At 61.7% G+C, this 18543-nt stretch carries 18 protein-coding genes; 12 read left to right on the forward strand and 6 right to left on the reverse strand.

Annotated features, from left to right (window positions below; genetic code table 11):
- The first annotated feature begins 49 nt into the window (after positions 1–49).
- The 3 genes from groL (at position 50) to EN885_RS33530 (ending at position 2410) form a co-directional block, all read left to right on the forward strand.
- Entirely contained in the window at positions 50–1675 is a 1626-nt protein-coding gene (gene groL, locus EN885_RS11005) for a chaperonin GroEL (RefSeq protein WP_095486546.1), read from the forward strand.
- Between the two features lie 80 nt (positions 1676–1755).
- Positions 1756–2145, forward strand: a complete 390-nt coding sequence (locus tag EN885_RS11010; protein WP_128241960.1) for a hypothetical protein — start codon at positions 1756–1758, stop codon at positions 2143–2145.
- A 103-nt stretch (positions 2146–2248) separates the two neighbouring features.
- The gene (locus EN885_RS33530; protein WP_164547001.1) at positions 2249–2410 is read left to right on the forward strand and encodes a hypothetical protein; all 162 of its coding nucleotides are present in this window, start codon (positions 2249–2251) and stop codon (positions 2408–2410) included.
- Between the two features lie 18 nt (positions 2411–2428).
- On the opposite strand, the gene EN885_RS11015 is transcribed toward EN885_RS33530, so the two are convergent.
- The gene (locus EN885_RS11015; protein WP_127289115.1) at positions 2429–3982 is read right to left on the reverse strand and encodes a trimethylamine methyltransferase family protein; all 1554 of its coding nucleotides are present in this window, start codon (positions 3980–3982) and stop codon (positions 2429–2431) included.
- Between the two features lie 161 nt (positions 3983–4143).
- Between EN885_RS11015 and EN885_RS11020 the strand changes: the two genes are divergently transcribed.
- The 5 genes from EN885_RS11020 to EN885_RS11045 all read left to right on the forward strand — a co-directional run bounded on the left by EN885_RS11020 (position 4144) and on the right by EN885_RS11045 (position 9801).
- Positions 4144–4782: a TetR/AcrR family transcriptional regulator gene (locus EN885_RS11020; RefSeq protein ID WP_128241961.1), complete on the forward strand. Its 639-nt coding sequence runs from the start codon at positions 4144–4146 to the stop codon at positions 4780–4782.
- A 195-nt stretch (positions 4783–4977) separates the two neighbouring features.
- Positions 4978–7137 (forward strand): PBP1A family penicillin-binding protein, encoded by a 2160-nt coding sequence (locus EN885_RS11025; RefSeq protein ID WP_128241962.1) that lies wholly within the window; start codon positions 4978–4980, stop codon positions 7135–7137.
- 112 nt (positions 7138–7249) lie between these two features.
- Positions 7250–7834, forward strand: coding sequence for a DUF1214 domain-containing protein (locus tag EN885_RS11030; protein ID WP_095486541.1), 585 nt, complete (start codon positions 7250–7252; stop codon positions 7832–7834).
- Positions 7827–8375: a DUF1254 domain-containing protein gene (locus EN885_RS11035; RefSeq protein ID WP_095486540.1), complete on the forward strand. Its 549-nt coding sequence runs from the start codon at positions 7827–7829 to the stop codon at positions 8373–8375. The genes EN885_RS11030 and EN885_RS11035 overlap by 8 nt, the downstream gene beginning before the upstream one ends.
- A 409-nt stretch (positions 8376–8784) precedes the next feature.
- The gene (locus EN885_RS11045; protein WP_128241963.1) at positions 8785–9801 is read left to right on the forward strand and encodes a hypothetical protein; all 1017 of its coding nucleotides are present in this window, start codon (positions 8785–8787) and stop codon (positions 9799–9801) included.
- Positions 9802–9952: 151 nt separating this feature from the next.
- Here EN885_RS11045 and EN885_RS11050 read toward each other — a convergent pair whose 3' ends face one another.
- From EN885_RS11050 to EN885_RS11060, 3 genes are all read right to left on the reverse strand, one after another.
- The gene (locus tag EN885_RS11050; protein WP_128241964.1) at positions 9953–10300 is read right to left on the reverse strand and encodes a DUF1491 family protein; all 348 of its coding nucleotides are present in this window, start codon (positions 10298–10300) and stop codon (positions 9953–9955) included.
- A 108-nt stretch (positions 10301–10408) separates the two neighbouring features.
- On the reverse strand, positions 10409–11182 hold the full coding sequence (locus EN885_RS11055) for a peptidoglycan-binding protein (RefSeq protein WP_128241965.1): 774 nt from the start codon (positions 11180–11182) through the stop codon (positions 10409–10411).
- Positions 11157–12896, reverse strand: coding sequence for a PAS domain-containing sensor histidine kinase (locus EN885_RS11060; RefSeq protein ID WP_128241966.1), 1740 nt, complete (start codon positions 12894–12896; stop codon positions 11157–11159). The genes EN885_RS11055 and EN885_RS11060 overlap by 26 nt, the downstream gene beginning before the upstream one ends.
- Before the next feature lie 533 nt (positions 12897–13429).
- Between EN885_RS11060 and EN885_RS11065 the strand changes: the two genes are divergently transcribed.
- Both EN885_RS11065 and EN885_RS11070 read left to right on the forward strand, forming a co-directional pair.
- Positions 13430–13798 carry a DUF5330 domain-containing protein gene (locus EN885_RS11065; RefSeq protein ID WP_128241967.1) on the forward strand — a complete coding sequence of 123 codons (369 nt, stop codon included), beginning with the start codon at positions 13430–13432 and terminating at the stop codon, positions 13796–13798.
- 114 nt (positions 13799–13912) lie between these two features.
- Positions 13913–14341, forward strand: coding sequence for a SufE family protein (locus EN885_RS11070; protein WP_095496748.1), 429 nt, complete (start codon positions 13913–13915; stop codon positions 14339–14341).
- Positions 14342–14488: 147 nt separating this feature from the next.
- On the opposite strand, the gene EN885_RS11075 is transcribed toward EN885_RS11070, so the two are convergent.
- Complete coding sequence (locus EN885_RS11075) at positions 14489–14914, reverse strand: MucR family transcriptional regulator (RefSeq protein ID WP_023800837.1); 426 nt, start codon at positions 14912–14914, stop codon at positions 14489–14491.
- A 434-nt stretch (positions 14915–15348) separates the two neighbouring features.
- Complete coding sequence (locus EN885_RS11080) at positions 15349–15717, reverse strand: hypothetical protein (protein WP_095486534.1); 369 nt, start codon at positions 15715–15717, stop codon at positions 15349–15351.
- 120 nt (positions 15718–15837) lie between these two features.
- On the opposite strand from EN885_RS11080, the gene EN885_RS11085 reads away from it, so the two are divergent.
- Both EN885_RS11085 and EN885_RS11090 read left to right on the forward strand, forming a co-directional pair.
- Positions 15838–17979: a S9 family peptidase gene (locus tag EN885_RS11085; protein ID WP_128241968.1), complete on the forward strand. Its 2142-nt coding sequence runs from the start codon at positions 15838–15840 to the stop codon at positions 17977–17979.
- 160 nt (positions 17980–18139) lie between these two features.
- Positions 18140–18529, forward strand: a complete 390-nt coding sequence (locus EN885_RS11090) for an SET domain-containing protein-lysine N-methyltransferase (RefSeq protein WP_126102929.1) — start codon at positions 18140–18142, stop codon at positions 18527–18529.
- Positions 18530–18543 lie beyond the last annotated feature (14 nt).

Below are 18543 nucleotides of genomic sequence, written 5' to 3' on the forward strand. Positions count from 1 at the left end.
CGGGTGCTGCCAGCGCCTTGCCACAACCAATTGAACGGGACGAAAAAACATGTCTGCCAAGGAAATCAAATTCTCCACCGATGCGCGTGACCGGATGCTGCGCGGTGTCGAAATCCTCAACAACGCCGTCAAGGTGACGCTCGGTCCCAAGGGCCGTAACGTCATCATCGACAAGGCCTATGGCGCGCCGCGCATCACCAAGGACGGGGTGACGGTGGCCAAGGAAATCGAGCTTGCCGACAAGTTCGAGAACATGGGCGCCCAGATGGTGCGCGAAGTGGCCTCGAAGACCAACGATCTCGCCGGCGACGGCACCACCACCGCCACGGTGCTTGCCGCTTCCATCCTGCGCGAGGGCGCCAAATTCGTTGCCGCGGGCATGAACCCGATGGACCTCAAACGCGGCATCGACCTTGCGGTCACCGCCGTCGTCAAGGAAATCCAGGCACGCGCCAAGAAGGTCAAATCTTCCGGTGAAATCGCGCAGGTCGGCACCATTGCCGCCAATGGCGATGCCACCGTCGGCGCCATGATCGCCAAGGCGATGGACAAGGTCGGCAATGACGGCGTCATCACTGTCGAGGAAGCCAAGACCGCAGAGACCGAACTCGACGTCGTCGAGGGCATGCAGTTCGACCGTGGTTATCTCAGCCCCTATTTCGTCACCAATGCCGAGAAGATGCGCGTCGAGCTGGAGGACCCTTATGTCCTCATCCACGAAAAGAAGCTTGGCAATCTGCAGGCGATGCTGCCGATCCTCGAAGCCGTGGTGCAAAGCGGCAAACCGCTGGTGATCATCTCCGAGGACGTCGAAGGCGAAGCGCTGGCGACGCTGGTCGTCAACAAATTGCGCGGTGGCCTCAAGGTCGCGGCAGTCAAGGCGCCGGGCTTCGGTGATCGCCGCAAGGCGATGCTGGAAGACATCGCCGTGCTCACTGCCGGCCAGATGATCTCGGAAGACCTTGGCATCAAGCTCGAGAACATCACCATCGACATGCTCGGCCGCGCAAAGCGCGTGCTGATCGAGAAGGACACGACGACGATCATCGACGGTGCAGGCGAGAAGGCCACGATTCAGGCGCGTGTCCAGCAGATCAAGGGGCAGATCGAGGAAACCACTTCCGACTACGATAAGGAGAAGCTGCAGGAGCGGCTAGCCAAGCTCGCCGGCGGCGTCGCGGTCATTCGCGTCGGTGGTGCGACCGAGTCCGAGGTCAAGGAAAAGAAGGACCGTATCGACGACGCGCTGAACGCCACGCGCGCGGCGGTGGAAGAAGGGATCGTTCCCGGCGGCGGTGTCGCTCTGCTGCGCGCCAAGGCCGTGCTGAACGGGCTGACCGGAGCCAATGCCGATGTGACGGCGGGCATTTCGATCGTGTCGAGAGCGCTCGAAGCGCCGATCCGCCAGATCGCCGAGAACTCCGGCGTCGAAGGTTCGATCGTTGTCGGCAGGCTCATGGACAGCAAGGATCACAACCAGGGTTTCGATGCTCAGAACGAGATCTATGTCGACATGATCAAGGTCGGCATCGTCGACCCGGCAAAGGTGGTGCGGACCGCGCTCCAGGATGCCGGTTCGATCGCGGCATTGCTGATCACTGCGGAAGCCATGATCACCGACATTCCAGCCAAGGATGCCGCGCCTGCGGCCGGCGGCGGCATGGGGGGCTACTGACCATCGCCTAGACAAGCCTGCAGCGCCCGGCCGGAAAGGCCGGGCGACCGATCCCGACATCAACCAGGAGGAACTGTTCCGTGGCCATACAAAGCAGCAAGCCATCTCTCGCGCGTCGATGGGAAGATTACCAGCCGGCCAAATCCACGCTTTTGTGGGCATGCGCGGCAACCTTCGTCGCCACGCTGATCGTCGGTTTCAACTGGGGCGGCTGGGTGACCGGTGGCACCTCGCGCGCGGCGGCGACAACCGCCGGCGACGTGGCGCGCGGCGAGCTGGCCTCGGCGGTCTGCGTCGATCGCTTCAACGCAGCGCCCGATGCGGCCGCCAAGCTTGTAGAGTTCAAGGCCCTGACCGACAGCTACAAGAAGCGGCAGTTCATCGAGACGGGCGGCTGGGCGACCATGCCCGGGAAAACCTCGCCCGACAGGCTGGGTGCGCAAAGCTGTGCGGTCGCTCTCGCCGCCTGATATCATCGACCTCTCCGAGAGAAACGAGCTCTACACGAGAGCCTGAAAGAAAACCGCCGGGGCATCTCCCCGGCGCGCGGCCCGCCGGCAAGGAGATCGATCCATGATTGCGTTCGTCCCGAAGCCAAATGCCGTCGCGACAATCAAAGCGGTTGAGGAAAGTCGCTTCGATCGCATTCGTAGACTTGCCGATAAGCATAGGAAAGCTGACACCGGCACGATACGCCGCGACCCGCAAAAGACCGGCGACAAACGCCCTATGTGACGCCCGCGTGCCGCCACCTCACGAAACCGGTGCCGCACCGCCCTCTTCGGTGCGCCGCGCTATGAATTCGTCGAGGACGTCTGATGTGACAGCGGCCGAGGGCGGTGGCCGGAAGTCGGCCAACAGTCGTTTCCAGATGCCGGTGGCGCGCTCCGTGGCGGTTCTTGACCCGGCCTGCGTCCAGTTGCCGAAATTCGACCAGTCGGCCACCAGCGGCTCGTAGAATGCGGTGCGGTAGCGCGCCATTGTGTGTCCGGCCGAGAAGAAATGCCCGCCCGGCTGCACTTCGGCGATGGCCTCGAAGCCGATCGCATCTTCGTCGCCTGGCGTCGCCGCGCAGAGTTCGGCGACCGTCTGCAGCGCCTCGATATCGGTGATCAGCTTCTCGAAGGAGACGCTCAAGCCGCCTTCGAGCCAGCCAGCCGCGTGGATGCATACCGTCGCGCCAGCAAGCACCGAGCCCCACAGCGCGAACTGCGTCTCGTGGGCTGCCTGCGCGTCCGAAATGTTGGCGGCGCTGCCGCCGCCGGACCGCCAGGGAAGGCCGGTGAAGCGCGCAAGCTGACCGGCGCCGAGCGTCGCCTTGATGTGCTCCGGTGTGCCGAAGGCCGGCGCTCCGGATTTCATGTCGACATTGGACGAGAAGGAACCATAGACGACCGGCGCGCCTGGCCGCACGATCTGGGCCAGCGTCAGCCCGACCAGCGCTTCGGCATGCTGCAGCGTCAGCGCGCCGGCCACCGTGATCGGCGCCATGGCGCCGGCCAGGCAGAAGGGCGTGATGATCAACACCTGCCCCGCCTTGGCAAAGTCGATGATGCCTTGCGCCATCGGAATGTCGAGCTGACGCGGCGAATTGGTGTTGATGACGGTGTAGCAATAGGCCCCCGAACGGAATTCGTCCTCGGACAGGCCGCGCGCCAGCCGCAGCATCTCGAACCCGTCCTCGACCTGCGGCGTGCCGCGCGCGAAAATGAACGGGAACTTGTCGGACAGCGTCAGCTGAGCCCGGTTGACGGCATAATGGCGCAAACGGTTGTCGATGTCCTGCGGCTCGATGCAAGGCCCCAGCATATGCAGGACGTCGAAATGCTGCACCAGCCGAATGAGATCCTCGAAAGCGGCAAGCGTCCCCGGCCGCCGGCCGCGCTCTAGATCGGTGACGTTCGGCGCGCCGGATCCCGCCAGGAACGTCATCGAGCCGAGCTCGAGCATCAGGTCTCGGGCACGGTCGCCGGCGTGCGCCCGGATCGATTTCGGCGCCGAGGCCAGCGCCGCCGCGACGATGTCGCGGCCGAGGCGCACCATCTGACTGTCCTCGTCGACCAAAGCGCCGGCACGGGCAAGAATGAGACGCGCTTCCGGCAACAGCACCTTGACACCGAGTTCCTCGAGCACGCGCAGCGCCGTGTCGTGGATCGCGGCGACGTGGTCGGCCGAAAAGACAGGCTGCGGCAGGAACGGGTTCTTCAGCGAACGATAGTCCGGCCGGCGGCTGCTCTCGCTGCCAGCCTCGCCGGTTCGTCCGCGCCTGCGTTCGCGCCTGAGGTTGCGTGCGGCGTCATCGACCATGGCGGATACTCCTCATTGCCGTATTGCCTTGCCCTGGGGATCGTAGGGAGAGGCCGCGATGACGCGCGCCGGCCGTTCGTTAGGGGCGGCAGGATACTTGCACTGTACATATGTGTCTAGTATGGTTGTATGCAGCTCTCCCCCATGCCTATTGTGCGGCCATGATCATGATTGCTCCGCGGGACGAGCCGGCGCCCGGCAACATCAAGGTGACGCGCTGGGACTGGATCAGTCTTGCGCTCCAGACATTGATTTCAGACGGCATCGAAAGCGTGCGCGTGCTGCCGCTCGGCCAGAAGCTCGGCGTTTCGCGCTCAAGCTTCTACTGGTATTTCGATAGCCGTCAGGATCTGCTCGACCAGTTGCTTGCCCATTGGCGGGATACCAACACCAAGGCGATCGTCGAACGCGCGCAGCGGCCCGCCGAAAGCATCATCATCGGTGTCATGAACGTGTTCGAATGCTGGGCGGACGAGCGCCTGTTCGATCCTAGGCTCGACTTCGCCATCCGGGAATGGGCGCGTCGCTCCGATGACGTGCGCCGGGCAATCGACCAGGCCGACAATGACCGCCTGGGCGCGATCCGCGACATGTATCGCCGGCATGGCTATGACGAAGAGGATGCCTTCATCCGCGCCCGGGTGCTCTACTACATGCAGATCGGTTATTATGTGCTTGACCTCAAGGAGCCGGTCGAGGCGAGGGTCAGTCATCTCGCCGCCTACCTGCGCAGTTTCACCGGCCAGGAGCCAAGAGACGCCGACGTGGCGCATTTCATGCGCTTTATCGCGGCGCGGTAATATTGAAAGCGGATGCGCGCCTGCAAAGCGGTGGAGGTGGCCCCTCAAACTCCTATCTAAAAACTGTAACGCGCAAGTCTACCTCGCCCTTGTGAGCGGCGCCAAAATGAACGAATAGTCTTGGTAGGCGCGTCGCCCTGAAATTGCCCCCGTGCAGTTTCTCACTGGGAGGCGTAGCCGCAGCCGGATCCTGGAATGGCCAGTCCTTTGAAACCACGCAAGAGAAGAGGTCCGATTGCCGCAAGACTGCTGGCTGCGGATGCGTGGTTCGATTCCTCGCTCTACGAGATCGGCTTCAAGGCGCGCCGGTTCTGGGAAGCGGCCACCATTTTTTTCCGGCGCTTCCGCGTCTCCGGCTGGCGCCGCGGCATCATCGAACTGTTGAGCGAGGGTTTCACGCTCGGCGCCGGCGGCATCGTCGTCATGCTGGCGCTTGCGCTGCCAGCCTTCCAGGAGACCGCCGGCGACTGGCGGGCCCAGGGTGATTTCGCCGTCACCTTCCTCGATCGCTACGGTAACGAGATCGGCCAGCGCGGCATCATCCAGCGCGATTCGGTGCCGGTCGACGAGATGCCCGACCAGGTCATCAAGGCGGTGCTGGCCACCGAGGATCGGCGTTTCTTCGATCACTACGGCATCGATGCGCTCGGCCTTTCGCGCGCGATCTTCGCAAATGTGCGGGCGAATTCCGTGGTGCAAGGGGGCTCGAGCATCACCCAGCAGCTGGCCAAGAACCTGTTCCTGACCAATGAACGGACATTGGAACGCAAGATCAAGGAAGCCTTCCTGTCGCTGTGGCTCGAGGCCAATCTGTCGAAGAAGGAGATCCTGCAGCTCTATCTCGATCGCGTCTATATGGGCGGCGGCACCTTCGGCATCGAAGCGGCCGCTGATTTCTATTTCGGAAAAAGCGTCAAGGATCTGAACCTCGCCGAAGCAGCGATGCTGGCCGGCCTGTTCAAAGCACCGACCAAATACGCGCCGCACATCAACCTGCCTGCTGCCAGGGCGCGGGCCAATGTGGTGCTGTCCAATCTCGTCGAGGCCGGCTTCATGAGCGAGGGTCAGGTGCTGCAGGCGCGGCTGCATCCGGCCGAGATCGTCGACCGCGGCGAGCAGAAAAGCCCGGATTACTACCTCGACTGGGCATTCGAAGAGGTCAAGAAGATCGCGGCGAAGTCCGGCCAGCATTCGCTGGTCGCTCACACCACTTTCGACGCCAACATCCAGAAGGCGGCGGAAGAATCGATGGAGTTCCATCTCCGCCAGTTCGGCAAGGAATACAACGTCACCGAAGGCGCCATGGTCGTCATCGAAACCAATGGCGCAGTCAGGGCGATCGTCGGCGGCCGCGACTACGGTGCCAGCCAGTTCAACCGCGCCACCAAGGCGCTGCGCCAGAGCGGCTCATCGTTCAAACCCTATATCTATGCAACGGCGATGGAGCACGGCTTCACTCCGGACTCCGTCGTTTCCGGCGGGCCGATCTCCTGGGGCAGTTGGTCGCCTCACAATTACAATGGCGGGTCGGCAGGCAAGGTCACGCTGATCACGGCGATGGCCAAATCGATCAACACCGTGCCGGTGCGGCTGGCCAAAGATTATCTCGGCATCAAGCCGATCAAGGCGATAGCGGAAGCCATGGGCGTCGAATCGCCGCTCGAATCGCACAAGACGATGGTGCTCGGCACTTCGGGCATGACCGTGATGGACCAAGCGACAGGCTATAGCGTCTTCGCCCAGAACGGCTTTGTCGGCTCCCGGCATGGCATCACCCAGCTCGTCACCCATACCGGCGAGATGGTTTACGATTTCGCCAAGGATGCGCCGCCGCCGCATCGTGTGCTGTCGGAACAGGCGCTGAAATATATGAACACCATGCTGGCGGCGGTGCCGGTGATGGGCACGGCGCGGCGCGCTGCCCTTCCCAACATCGTTTCGGCCGGCAAGACCGGCACCACGCAATCTTACCGTGATGCCTGGTATGTCGGCTTCACCGGCAACTACACGGCTGCCGTGTGGCTCGGCAATGACGACTTCACCCCAACCAACAACATGACCGGCGGCTCGCTGCCGGCGATGGTGTGGCAGCGGCTTATGGTCTATGCGCACCAGAATATCGATCTCAAGCCGATCCCCGGTCTCGATCATCCCTTCGTCGACGAAAAAATTGCCGCCAAGGCCGAGGACGCGGAAAAGAAGAACGCCGAGCAGGCAGCGGCGGACGCCGCCGCCGAGCGCCCGCCGGTGCTGTCCAGCCAAACCACGCGGGCGCTCAAGGACATCACGAGGCTGTTCCAGTCGGCGCCCGTCCTCAAGGCACCTGCGACGCCGGAGACCCTGTCGGCGCTTTGACGCCCGCACACGACGGGTCATGCTCGCGCAGGCAATTCCACAGAGGTCCGCTTGCCATGGCCCCCTGCCCCGCGATATCCCCGAGCGGCACTCCTCTTTCCCGCGGCTCCTCATGCTCAAAAACGCATTCCTGACGCTCCTCGCGCTTGCCATAGCCATCGGCGGCGGCGGCGGCGGCGTCTGGCACGCTCTCAAGACGCAGGATGGCATCGGCGCGATCCGGATCGGCCCATGGACGGCGTTTCCCGATATCGGCACGCAGGCGGCGGACCCCTATTCGAAAGCCCGTGTGGCGCGCGAGGGTGTGCTGGCGCTCGGGCAGGCAGAGGGCCTGTCTTTTGTCGCCGAACGCGATTCCGGCGGCGAGCAATTGAAACGTCAATGCGCCTACGAAATCGAAGGCGGATTTCCAACGGCCCGGTTCTGGACCCTCTATGCCGCCGATCAGTCGCTCGGCGTGATCGAGACCGACAAGCCGAGGCTTGCGGCACTTCAATCCTACCAGGTGCTGCGCCAGCCCGACAATTCGGTGGTGATTTCCGTCGGCCACCGCCCCGCGCCCGGCAACTGGCTGCCTTCCGACGGCTCCGGTCGGATGTATTTCGTGCTGACATTCTACGACACGCCGATCGCCAGCAGCACGGGTCTTTCGGATATCACGCTACCGCAGATCCTGAAGGTCGGCTGCAATGCGTAGGCTGCTGCACGCGATCTTGCTCGGCCTGCTTGGCGCCGGTGTCGTGCATATCATCGTGCTGCTGCTCGTCCCGGAATTTTCCGAACGCGATGCCTGGTCGCGTCTGGCCATGGCCTCGGACCTCTATAGGATGACCAGGCTGGACGCAGAGGCCGGCGGCACGCCGGTGGTAAAATCCGTCGATCCACTGTTTTACGCGGCGGCTTGCCGGTTCGATCTGTCCGAAGGGATGGTGCGGATCAAGGCACCCGGAAACGTCCCGTTCTGGTCCGTATCGGTCTATGACCGCAGCGGCCACAACATCTATTCCTTCAACGACCACAGCGCGACCGGTAGAGTGCTGGACAGTATCGTGCTGACGCCGGCGCAAATGATCGAGATCCGCAAGAATCTTCCCGAGGAATTGCAAGGGGCAATCTTCGTCGAGGCGCCCATCGACGAAGGCATGTTCGTCATCCGCTCCTTCGTGCCCGACGACAGCTGGAAGCCGGTCGTGTCACGGTTTCTCGAGCAGAGTTCCTGCGAGCTGCAGGATTTCTAAAGGGATCCCGAAACTCAGTGGTGCGGAACAGGCAGCGTCCCTGACGAGCCTGGCATCGAGCCCGGCTTGTCCCGACCGGCGCCTGTCCGGCTCTCGCCCGTCAGTGGCCGTTGCTCATAACGGACGCCGGGGAAAATGATCACCGCCGCCGGCGTACCGGTGTTTCGTTCTGCTCGATTGGTTGCCGCCGTTCGCGGCACGAAAGACAGTACCATGCCCATGGTTCGTGCATTCCTCTCGGTTGCCCCGGAGCACAACGCAACGCCTCCAATCTGATTAAGGACGGCAGTAGGTTAACGGAACGCTAACGGATCGCCGCTAACTTGATCTTTGTTCTTGGGAAATGCGAAACCGACACAGTCCCGGTCGAGCATGGTCCAGATTGTGTCGAGTGTCAGGCGTATCCTTCGTGTCAGCTTCGGATTTCAGGCAAATCGCTATACGGGCTGAATCGGGAAAGGCTGAAAGGCTGTTCCGTGCCGCGGTGTCGGCGTTCTGTTCGCTCACCCGCCCTTCGCGCCGGGAGATCGCACAGCTTGAAGATCTGACGCTTCCACTTTTCGCCAATGTGTCGGTCGAATCGCGCCGCTACGTCGCTGCCGCCCTTTCCGAGTGCGAATATGCGCCCACGGCGCTGGTCCGGCGGCTTTGCGAGGAGCCGGTCGACATCGCCGCCCCGCTGCTCATCCGCTCGCGCGCGCTCAGCAACATCGATCTCATCGCGCTGATCGGGCGGCACGGCCTGCCGCATGCGCGCGCCATTGCGCGCCGCAAGGACCTGAACCCGACCATCGCCCACCTGATCAAGGCGCTTGAAAAGCCGACGCTGGTGAGCGTGCGGCAGCCCGAGACGATCGCCAAGACGGCGCCTGAAAGCGCCGAAGTCGCCGCGCCTGATGCCGACAGGCAGCAGGAGCCCGGCCCCGCCGCCGAAAATGCGCGGCGCCGGCTGCGGTCGATGATGCGTGCCGACGTGGAGAGCGGCGCAACCATCAATCCGTTCACCGGCTCAGAAACCTATGTCAAACTGCGCGAGACGGCGCTAACCGGGAACGCCGCATTTTTCCAGACAGCACTGGCCGACGCGCTCGAAATCGGTTTTTCAACGGCGCGGTCGCTCACCGCGAACCAGAATTACACATCGTTGCTAGCCGCCCTGCGCGCGCTCGATCTCGGGGAAGATAGGGCGTTCCTGATCACCGTCGCCGTCTACCCCACAGAGTTTCCGCATCCGCAGGCCATCCGCATTTTCCTCGACCGGTACCGCCTGCTGCATCGCGACGCAGCGCTGGACAGGGTTCGCGGCTGGAAGGCCGAGGCACTGTCGAAGGCCATTCGCAGTACCGGGCCCGTCGCGACAAACGCCGACATCCGCAAGGCGGACAGCGACAATGCTGCCATCAGCCTTAAGGCGCGTCGCGTCTGAAGGGATTCATGCGACGCGCGTTAAGTTTTTTGTTTTTATGCATGTCGTTATCCCAAAACCGCTGCGCACTTTTGGGCGACATACATCAAGGCGCGGCGCGTCTGAAGAGATTCAAGCGAACGCTTTAAGCCTTTGTCTTTCATGCATATCGTTAGAGCGACTTGACGGAAATAAGCTCCTCGACGGGAACAGCGCCGGCCTCGATCTCGACCACCCAGATGTCGGGATCGAATTTTTTCTCCCTTTCCAGTCGTGCGTCAAAGACGGCGGCATCGTCGCCGGCGCCGAGCAAACCGAAGAAACGGTCGTCGGGTCTGGCCGAATCGTAGCTCGTCTGCGGCGCCGGTCCAAACAAGGCAACCTCGCCCTGGCGGCCACGTGCCAGCACGAAGACCGCGCCGGCCTCGGTCGCGCCGCGCTTGACCACGGCGGCGAAGCCCCCGGCGCTGAAAACCCGGCGCAACAGGGCAGACACCCACAGATCGGTGGTTACGCGCATGGCAGGATTCTGGACGACATCGCACGGTACTTAGAGCAAAGGTCCGAAAACCGAAATCGGTTTTTGCCCATCGGGTTGGCGAACGGCTCGACCGTCAGGCGTCGACTGTCAGTTGGTCAGGCCGATCTCGCGCATCTTGACGTAGACGACCTCGTCGGGCTCGCCGGTCTCCGGCAACCCGAACAGCGACTGGAACTCCTTGATCGCTGCTTTGGTGCGTGCCCCGACCACGCCATCGAGCTGCATGTCGTCATTGCCAAATGCCTTCAAACCGGCCTGGATCTTGATAATGCGAGCGTCGGGTGCCTGCGCCGACGCATCCGCCGGCGCCGAAGCGGAAACGGGAATCGCAGCCATGTCGTGCGGGCGGGGAACCGGATGCGGCACGACCGTCGAGGCGGTTGGCGTGGCGCCTAGTTGATCGAGCAGAACGCTGTCGATCTCGCCGGAAGCGTTGAGCCCGACCTTCTGCTGATAGGCTTGTATGGCGTTGCGCGTGTTGGGGCCGGAAATGCCGTCGACCGTGCCGGAATAGAAATCCAGATCCTTCAAGATTCCCTGGACCTGCTCGACGACCGGATCGCTCTTGATCGGTGCCGGAGCCGGGCCCGGCCGCACGATGTTGATGGTGGTCTCTGGCTCGTCGGCGTCTGCGCGAGGAAAGCCCTCTATGCTCCTGGTCGCGAAAAACGCGCCGGCATGAGGAAAAGGCTGATACCACAGTGCATTCGCCGAGACGTAGAACAGCGTCACCAGGAAGGCGGTCGAACCGCCGACCAGAATCGGATTGCGCGAGATCAGGCTGCCGACGGCGACCGCGCCACCCTGGAAGGCATTGCCGCGGCGCTTGACCGCCTTAGGCTGTTTTGCGGAGCGAGCCATGCCTGTCCCCTTTTGTCTCCGCCTTGGCCGCAGGCATCGGCAGCACGCCGGGCTTGTCCGTCGACCGTCCCTTCGGTCCGTTCACCGGCAAGCTGATCGTTACTGTGGTGCCCTCGCCCGGCATGCTTTCGATCGACATCGTGCCGTCGTGCAGCGCCACCAGGCCTTTCACCAGCGACAGGCCGAGCCCGGTTCCCTCGAAGCGGCGCGTATAGTCGTTCTGGATCTGCATGAATGGCTTGCCGAGATTGGCAAAGTCTTCCTCGGCGATGCCAATGCCGGTGTCCCTGACCCAGAAATGCAGTCGCGAGCCGATCCGCTTGGCGCCGACGATGACATCGCCGCCATCGGGCGTGAACTTGATGGCATTGGAGACGAGATTGATGAGTATCTGCTGCACGGCACGACGGTCAGCGTTTATCTCGCCGGCATCCGGTGCGATCTGAGCCTGCAGATCGATGTTCTTAGCCTCGGCCTGCAGCCGCATCATGGACTGGCACATTTCGACCGCTTCCACGAACCGGAACGGTTCCGGCTCGGCCGCGTAGGTGCCCGATTCGATCCTGGACACGTCGAGTATCGAGGTGACGACGGCAAGCAAATGCTGGCCGGACTCCTTGACCAAGCCGACATATTCCTTCTGGCGCGGATCCTTGAAGGTGCCGAACATCTCATGCAGCAGCATGTCGGAGAAACCGATGATGGCGTTCAACGGCGTGCGAAGCTCGTGGCTGACGACCGCCAGAAACCGTCCCTTCGCCACTTCGGCAGACGCGGCCGCCTCGTTCGCAGCGGCAAGCTCTTCGCGCAATCCGGCGACTTCGTCGTTTTCGCGCAAGACGAGCGTGAAGACGTCCTGCTGCTCTTTCGCCCGCATCAGCTCAAGGGAAAACGGCCGGTAATTGTCCGCCGTCGGGCCGTTGCCGTTTTGCGGCAGTCGGACGCGAAGATCGAGCCGGCGCGCCGGCGCGCCATCGCGCATGTCGGCCAGCGCGCTGAGGTATGCGACACGATCGGACAGATGGATACGATCGAACAGACCGGTACCGAACAGCAGCTCCGGCTGCAGCTTCAGGATCGTGCGCGCTTTTGCCGACGCATCCAGAATCTCGCCATGCCTGCCGACCCGCAGGACAACGGCGTCGATAATGTTCTCGAGCCGTTCGTCGGTCGCCGGATCGAGCTGCGCGCTGGCCGGATTGCCAAGTGCTGCGATACGCGGAATGAAAGTGAGCGCCCAGGCCAGCGGCAGCAACCAATGCCACGCCGCGATTTCTGCCGCGCCGAACGGGAAGACAGAACCGACAAAAGGCTGCAGCGCGATAGCGACAAATGCGGATACGGCACCCCACAATGCAGCGCGACGAGATGCGCCGATCCACCAGGCTTCGAACGGCAGCGCCACGACAAGCATGGCGACCGGAGAGGCCAGACCGCCCGCCGCGGCAATGACACCGGCAAGGGCAAGACTGCCCATAGCCAGGGCGACCTGGCAGGCGAACGCCATCTTACCCGATGCCGCCACCAGCAAAGCGGCAAACCAGCAAAGGCCGAAAGTCACAAAGATCGCAGCCATGGTCACGGCCGCGCCCATGCCCGAGGTGACCAGCGTGACTGCTGCACCTGCGGCGAAGAACGGAGCGGCCAGCATGACACCGATAAACCGGCGCTGGCACCGACGATCGTTCTGTCCGAGGATGGACGGATGAACCATACGTTCGCAACCGGCTGACATCGCGCCGGGCAACTCAACGTATCTGGTCCCGATCGAACTCAACTCAACGCACTCGCACCCGGTCGTGAACAGCCCTGCTTCGCAGGTTGCTTTTGTTGATCTGAAACTCGCATCCAGCGTTTAAGGAATGGATAAGGCGTGACCGACCAATGCCCGGCCTGAGGCAAATATTGGGAGACCGTCGCAGCAAAATCTGGGCAATTGCAGCCATAGTAAATGGAGCGTTATCCGAGCGGATCGTCCTTCTGCCTCTGACAGTCGCCGCCGGCACGCCACACTTCTGGGAAATATCTATAGCAAACAGCCAGATAGATGGTTAACCTTAAGTGAAGAAAATCGGCGGGATTTGAGGCAAACGCGTTGCAAAATGCTTCGTTTCGAATTTGCCTAAAATTTGAGGAAAATTTTCGCTGACCAGGCAAGCCGTCCTTTGCGCGTCTATGCCACTATCGTACCCATAAAGAGGTCATGCCGCACGAATGCATGATCGGGTCATTGATGAGGGCATACAGATGGGCTTTCTGATAAGAATGGCTTTCTGGTTTTCGCTGGTGCTTCTGGCGCTGCCGCTGAATGTCGGCTCCGGCGAGACAGGCTACCAAAGCGTCGGGCCGATCCAAGCGTTGTTTGCGGCACGCGAAGCGGTCGGCGATATTGCCGGCATATGCGAGCGCAAGCCCGACGTCTGCGAGACCGGCAAGTCCGCAATGCACACGATCACCGCCCGAGCCAAGGAGACCGCCAAGATCGCGGCCGCCATGTTGGACGACAAGACCGCCGAACCCGACACGGCGACAACGACCGGCAGCGTGCCCGAGGACATCGTCTTGCCCGCGAGAGTCGACTTGCCGATGAAAGTCGACTTGCCGGCGAAAAACTGAGATATTTTTCAGCCGCATCTGTCGCTGCACCGCAGGCCCTCCGCCCTCTCGACGCCTAGGGTATTTTCCTCTTTTTTCGTGACGCAGCGTCGCCGGATGACTATATCCGGGGTGATGACCACGACGATCCAAACGATCCGCGACGACTTCTCCCTGCTTGACGAGTGGGAAGACCGCTATCGCTATGTGATCGAACTGGGCGAGGCCCTGCCGCCGTTTCCCGATGAGGAACGCAACCCCGCCAACAAGGTGCCTGGCTGCGTCAGCCAGGTCTGGCTGACCACTGAATATGGACCGGGGCCCGACCCAGTCGTCACCTTCGCCGGTGATTCGGACGCCCATATCGTGCGCGGCCTCGTCGCTATCATGCTGGCGCTGTTTTCGAGACGACCCGCCAGCGAGATCCAGAAAACCGACGCGGAAGCCACGCTGAAGGCACTCGGCCTCGACGAGCACCTGTCGCCGCAACGCGCCAATGGTCTTCGTTCTATGGTCAAGCGCATCAAGCGCGACGCCGAGGCGGCCTTGAGGCAGACCGCCTGATTAGGCCACAGCGGGATTGGCCTGCATGATGGCGAGCCCTCGCATATGGCGCAACGCCTATCGATTGCTCCAGCAATGCCCCAAAAGCAAAACGGCGCCCGAAGGCGCCGTTGATCGTCTAACCCAGGTTGGGAAAGACAGCCGGTATCAGCGCCCCTTGCGCTTGCGGCCGAGACCCATCTTCTTGGCAAGCTGTGAGCGGGCGGCAGCATAGTTGGGAGCAACCATCGGATAGCTTGCGTCCAGGCCCCATTTTTCACGATACTCGTCGGGCGTCAGACCGTAGTGGGTCATCAAATGGCGCTTCAGCGACTTGAACTTCTTGCCGTCTTCAAGACAGACGATGTAGTCGTCATGGACGGAGCGCTTCGGGTTTACTGCCGGCTTCTGCTTGTCGGCAGGAGGCTGTTCACTGGCCCCGCCCACGCGCCCGAGGGCGGCATGGACATCGGCGATAAGGCTCGGCAGCTCGCCGACCGGCACCGGATTGTTGCTGACATAGGCGGCTACGACATCGGCCGTCAATTCGATCAGCGCATCACTATTTCTGGAAGGTGTTTCGATAATATCCATGGCTTCATGGCCCCAACGAGAGTTGTTTCTATCCGCGCCCTATTTTTGGCAGGTCGGGCACCGCGCGAAATTTTTGCAGGAAAGAGCCTCTGCGATTCGCGTCGCAGCATTCTAATGAGCCAGTGCACCAAGTAAGTCAATTCGCTTCTTGTGCTATATTCATCGATGTTAATAAAATATTCCACGATCAGCTTCAATCTTTCGTGCACTCTGTAACTTTGCGATATTTTCTGGTCAGACCAGTGGCGGCTGACGCAGCGTCAAGCTGCCGTTACATCCGTGATGGACAGTAAAAATATCTGAATGCTTGGCTATGCTTGGTTGTAGCGTAAGCTATTTGGTTGTTTTCAGAGTCTACGAAACCATAGGTTGCGATTTATCCCTGCTGTCTGCGAGCAAGCCGGAAATCGGCGCTGCGGACCGGCACCGGGCCTTCATTGTGGCGTGATGTACTTTCCATAGACCCAGCCGGTGACGAAATTGCCGCTTTGGGCCGGATCGTGCCAGACTTCGCACCAGCGATAGCGGACTTTTTCCACCTGCTGCGAGGCCGGCTGATTGGCGATGTCGAGCAGGTTTATGCCGCCGGTGCATTTGCCGGTCATCTGCAAAACGGCACCGTTGGGATAGGCGGCCTGCTTCTGCGATGACCCGGCCGGATATTTGCGCACGTTGAGTGTGTCGCCAAACGGAACGTTGGTCACTTGCCAAGCTGCGAACACGGTTGCATGAGATTGGCCGGTAAAGGCCAAAACAGTCGAGGCGACGGCGAAAGCCGCGGCAGCGTGAAAACGGAATTTCATTTTTTCTCTCTCCTCCGGCTCATCTTCTGGAGCTCGGCGCAAAACATATATTCCGGCTCTTGAACCTGCGCTGATCGGCGTGTTCATTCTCCATTCAAGTAACTTCCACAGCGAGACGCAATGACCAGAACCCCAGCATTTCCGACTGTCAGCCCGCCACAACCAGAGAAGCGACCGGTCTTCGATATACATCATGGAGTAAACCGGACGGACGACTATGCCTGGCTGAGAGCCGACAATTGGCAAGAGATGTTCAGGGACCCGTCCCTGCTCGACGGCCAAATCCGCGCCCATCTCGACGCCGAGAACGTCTATCAGGCAGCGTTGATGGCCGACACCGCCCAATTGCGGACGCAGCTTTTCAAGGAGATGAAGGGCCGCATCAAAGAAGACGATTCTTCGGTGCCGATGAAGGATGGGCCATACGCCTACGGGTCATCTTTCAAGCTTGGCGGCGAGCAGCCGCGTTATTTCCGAACACCGCGCGGTGGCGGCGACGAGCAGATCCTGCTCGACGGCGACCTCGAGGCCGAGGGCAAGGCCTATTTCCGCCTTGGCGGCGTCGACCATTCGGCCGATCACGGCAAGCTCCTGTGGGCGTTCGACGACAAGGGCTCTGAATTCTTCACGCTTCGCGTGCGCGATCTCGCCAGCGGCGAAGAGTTGCCGGATAGGATTCCGGACACAGGTGGCGGCGGCGTGTGGGACGCAGGCAACGACGGATTTTTCTATACCCGTCTCGATCCCAACCACCGTCCTTCCAAGGTGCTGTTCCATACCCTTGGCGACAGTCATGAGAACGACCGGCTGATCTATGAGGAAACCGATCCAGGCTTCTTCATGAACGTCGGCGGCACGCGCTCCAACGAGTGGATCATGATCGGCATCAACGATCACGAGACGTCGGAGTACCGACTGATGAGCGCCAGCGAGCCGTTCGCCGAACCGAAGCTGGTTTCGCCGCGCGAGACCGGCCTGCAATACGACCTCGAAGAAGGCGGCGACATCTTCTTCATTCTCACCAACGCCGACGGCGCCAAGGATTTCAAGATCATGACGGCGCCGGCGAACGACCCGGTGCGTGCTAACTGGCAGGAACTGGTGCCGCACGAAGCGGGCCGGCTGATCCTCTCGGTGATCGGCTTCAAGGACCATATGGTCAGGCTTGAACGCAAGGAAGGCCTTCCGCGCATCGTCGTGCACGATCGCAAAAGCGGCGAGGAACACCTCATCTCTTTCGACGAGGAAGCCTTCTCGCTCGGCCTGTCGGGATCCTATGAATACGACACCGAGATCATGCGCTTTTCCTACTCGTCGATGACGACGCCGGCGCAGGTCTTCGACTACAACATGCGCACCCGCGAACGTGTGCTGCTGAAGACCCAGGAAGTTCCGTCCGGTCACGACCCGGACCATTATGTGACGCGGCGGCTGATGGCGCCCGCCGCCGACGGCGAACTGGTGCCGGTCTCGCTCATCCATCACCGCGAAACACCGCTCGACGGATCCGCGCCTTGCCTGCTCTACGGCTACGGATCCTACGGCATCACGGTGCCGGCCGCGTTCAACACCAACTGCCTTTCACTGGTCGATCGCGGCTTCGTCTACGCAATTGCCCATGTCCGCGGCGGCAAGGAAAAGGGTTACGGCTGGTACGACGACGGCAAGCGGGCGCACAAGATGAACACGTTCACCGATTTCGTCGCAGTCGCACACCACCTCGTCGCCGAGCGCTACACGGCCCATGACCGCATTGTCGCCCAGGGCGGCTCGGCCGGCGGCATGCTGATGGGCGCGATCGCCAACATGGCGCCGGAATGTTTTGGCGGGATCGTGGCCGAGGTTCCGTTCGTCGACGTGCTGACCACGATGCTCGACGCGACCTTGCCGCTGACGCCACCGGAATGGCCCGAATGGGGCAACCCGATCGTCTCGGAGGAAGACTACCGGACGATCGCAGCCTACTCGCCCTACGACAATGTCGCCGCGCTCGACTATCCGCCGATCCTGGCGCTTGCCGGCCTCACCGACCCGCGTGTCACCTACTGGGAACCGGCCAAATGGGTAGCGCGGCTGCGCGACCGCAAGACTGGCGACAATCCGGTGCTGTTCAAGATCAACATGGACTCCGGCCATGCCGGCGCATCCGGCCGGTTTTCCAGGCTCGAGGAAATCGCCTTCACCTATGCCTTTGCGCTGAAGGTGGCGGGCAAGGCCACCACAGCGCCGGCCGCCCTTTTGGACGCGCAAAGGGCGCTGTAGGAGCTTGATCTTGCGCATGATCCTCAGCGGAAATTCGATTCCGATCCCGGGTCATGCGCTACTGATTTTCTGCTCGCAATTGCGATGGCCGCGCGCTACCCAATGCGCGGCTTTTCGCGGCCGCCAACCAAAATCACCCAGTCACTCCAAAGGGTCTGCCATGTTGCTCGTCGACGTCTATCTCGACAAATCGCCTATCCAAGGCATTGGTGTTTTTGCCAAGAACCACATTCCCCGCGGCACACTGGTTTGGAAGCTCGATCCCAATTACGACCGGCGCATCCCTGTCGAGACCTATGAGCGCGAAACCGGGCCGATCAAAGCCTATCTCGATCGCTATTCCTATCCCGACCGGCGCGACCCCAACTACATCGTCTTCGAAGCCGACGACGCGCGCTACATGAACCATGCCGATGACCCGAATTGCGACGTCGCCTCGCCCGAGGAGACATATGCGTTGCGCGACATCGCGGCCGGCGAGGAATTGACCTGCGACTACAATCATTTCTTCGAAACCGGTTTCGATTTCCTGGGCGATCGCCACCCGTAATCGAACATTAGCTC

This window comes from Mesorhizobium sp. M6A.T.Cr.TU.014.01.1.1, from assembly GCF_004022765.1.
GTDB classification, from domain to species: domain Bacteria; phylum Pseudomonadota; class Alphaproteobacteria; order Rhizobiales; family Rhizobiaceae; genus Mesorhizobium; species Mesorhizobium mediterraneum.

Coding starts and splice junctions, on each gene's coding strand:
- EN885_RS11085 (WP_128241968.1), top strand. CDS start 15,838: ATGACCAGAACCCCAGCATTTCCGACTGTCAGCCCGCCACAACCAGAG.
- EN885_RS11075 (WP_023800837.1), bottom strand. CDS start 14,914: ATGGATATTATCGAAACACCTTCCAGAAATAGTGATGCGCTGATCGAA.
- EN885_RS11065 (WP_128241967.1), top strand. CDS start 13,430: ATGGGCTTTCTGATAAGAATGGCTTTCTGGTTTTCGCTGGTGCTTCTG.
- EN885_RS11055 (WP_128241965.1), bottom strand. CDS start 11,182: ATGGCTCGCTCCGCAAAACAGCCTAAGGCGGTCAAGCGCCGCGGCAAT.
- EN885_RS11030 (WP_095486541.1), top strand. CDS start 7,250: ATGCTCAAAAACGCATTCCTGACGCTCCTCGCGCTTGCCATAGCCATC.
- groL (WP_095486546.1), top strand. CDS start 50: ATGTCTGCCAAGGAAATCAAATTCTCCACCGATGCGCGTGACCGGATG.
- EN885_RS11070 (WP_095496748.1), top strand. CDS start 13,913: ATGACCACGACGATCCAAACGATCCGCGACGACTTCTCCCTGCTTGAC.
- EN885_RS11025 (WP_128241962.1), top strand. CDS start 4,978: ATGGCCAGTCCTTTGAAACCACGCAAGAGAAGAGGTCCGATTGCCGCA.
- EN885_RS11020 (WP_128241961.1), top strand. CDS start 4,144: ATGATCATGATTGCTCCGCGGGACGAGCCGGCGCCCGGCAACATCAAG.
- EN885_RS11080 (WP_095486534.1), bottom strand. CDS start 15,717: ATGAAATTCCGTTTTCACGCTGCCGCGGCTTTCGCCGTCGCCTCGACT.
- EN885_RS11015 (WP_127289115.1), bottom strand. CDS start 3,982: ATGGTCGATGACGCCGCACGCAACCTCAGGCGCGAACGCAGGCGCGGA.
- EN885_RS11035 (WP_095486540.1), top strand. CDS start 7,827: ATGCGTAGGCTGCTGCACGCGATCTTGCTCGGCCTGCTTGGCGCCGGT.
- EN885_RS11060 (WP_128241966.1), bottom strand. CDS start 12,896: ATGGTTCATCCGTCCATCCTCGGACAGAACGATCGTCGGTGCCAGCGC.
- EN885_RS11090 (WP_126102929.1), top strand. CDS start 18,140: ATGTTGCTCGTCGACGTCTATCTCGACAAATCGCCTATCCAAGGCATT.
- EN885_RS11050 (WP_128241964.1), bottom strand. CDS start 10,300: ATGCGCGTAACCACCGATCTGTGGGTGTCTGCCCTGTTGCGCCGGGTT.
- EN885_RS33530 (WP_164547001.1), top strand. CDS start 2,249: ATGATTGCGTTCGTCCCGAAGCCAAATGCCGTCGCGACAATCAAAGCG.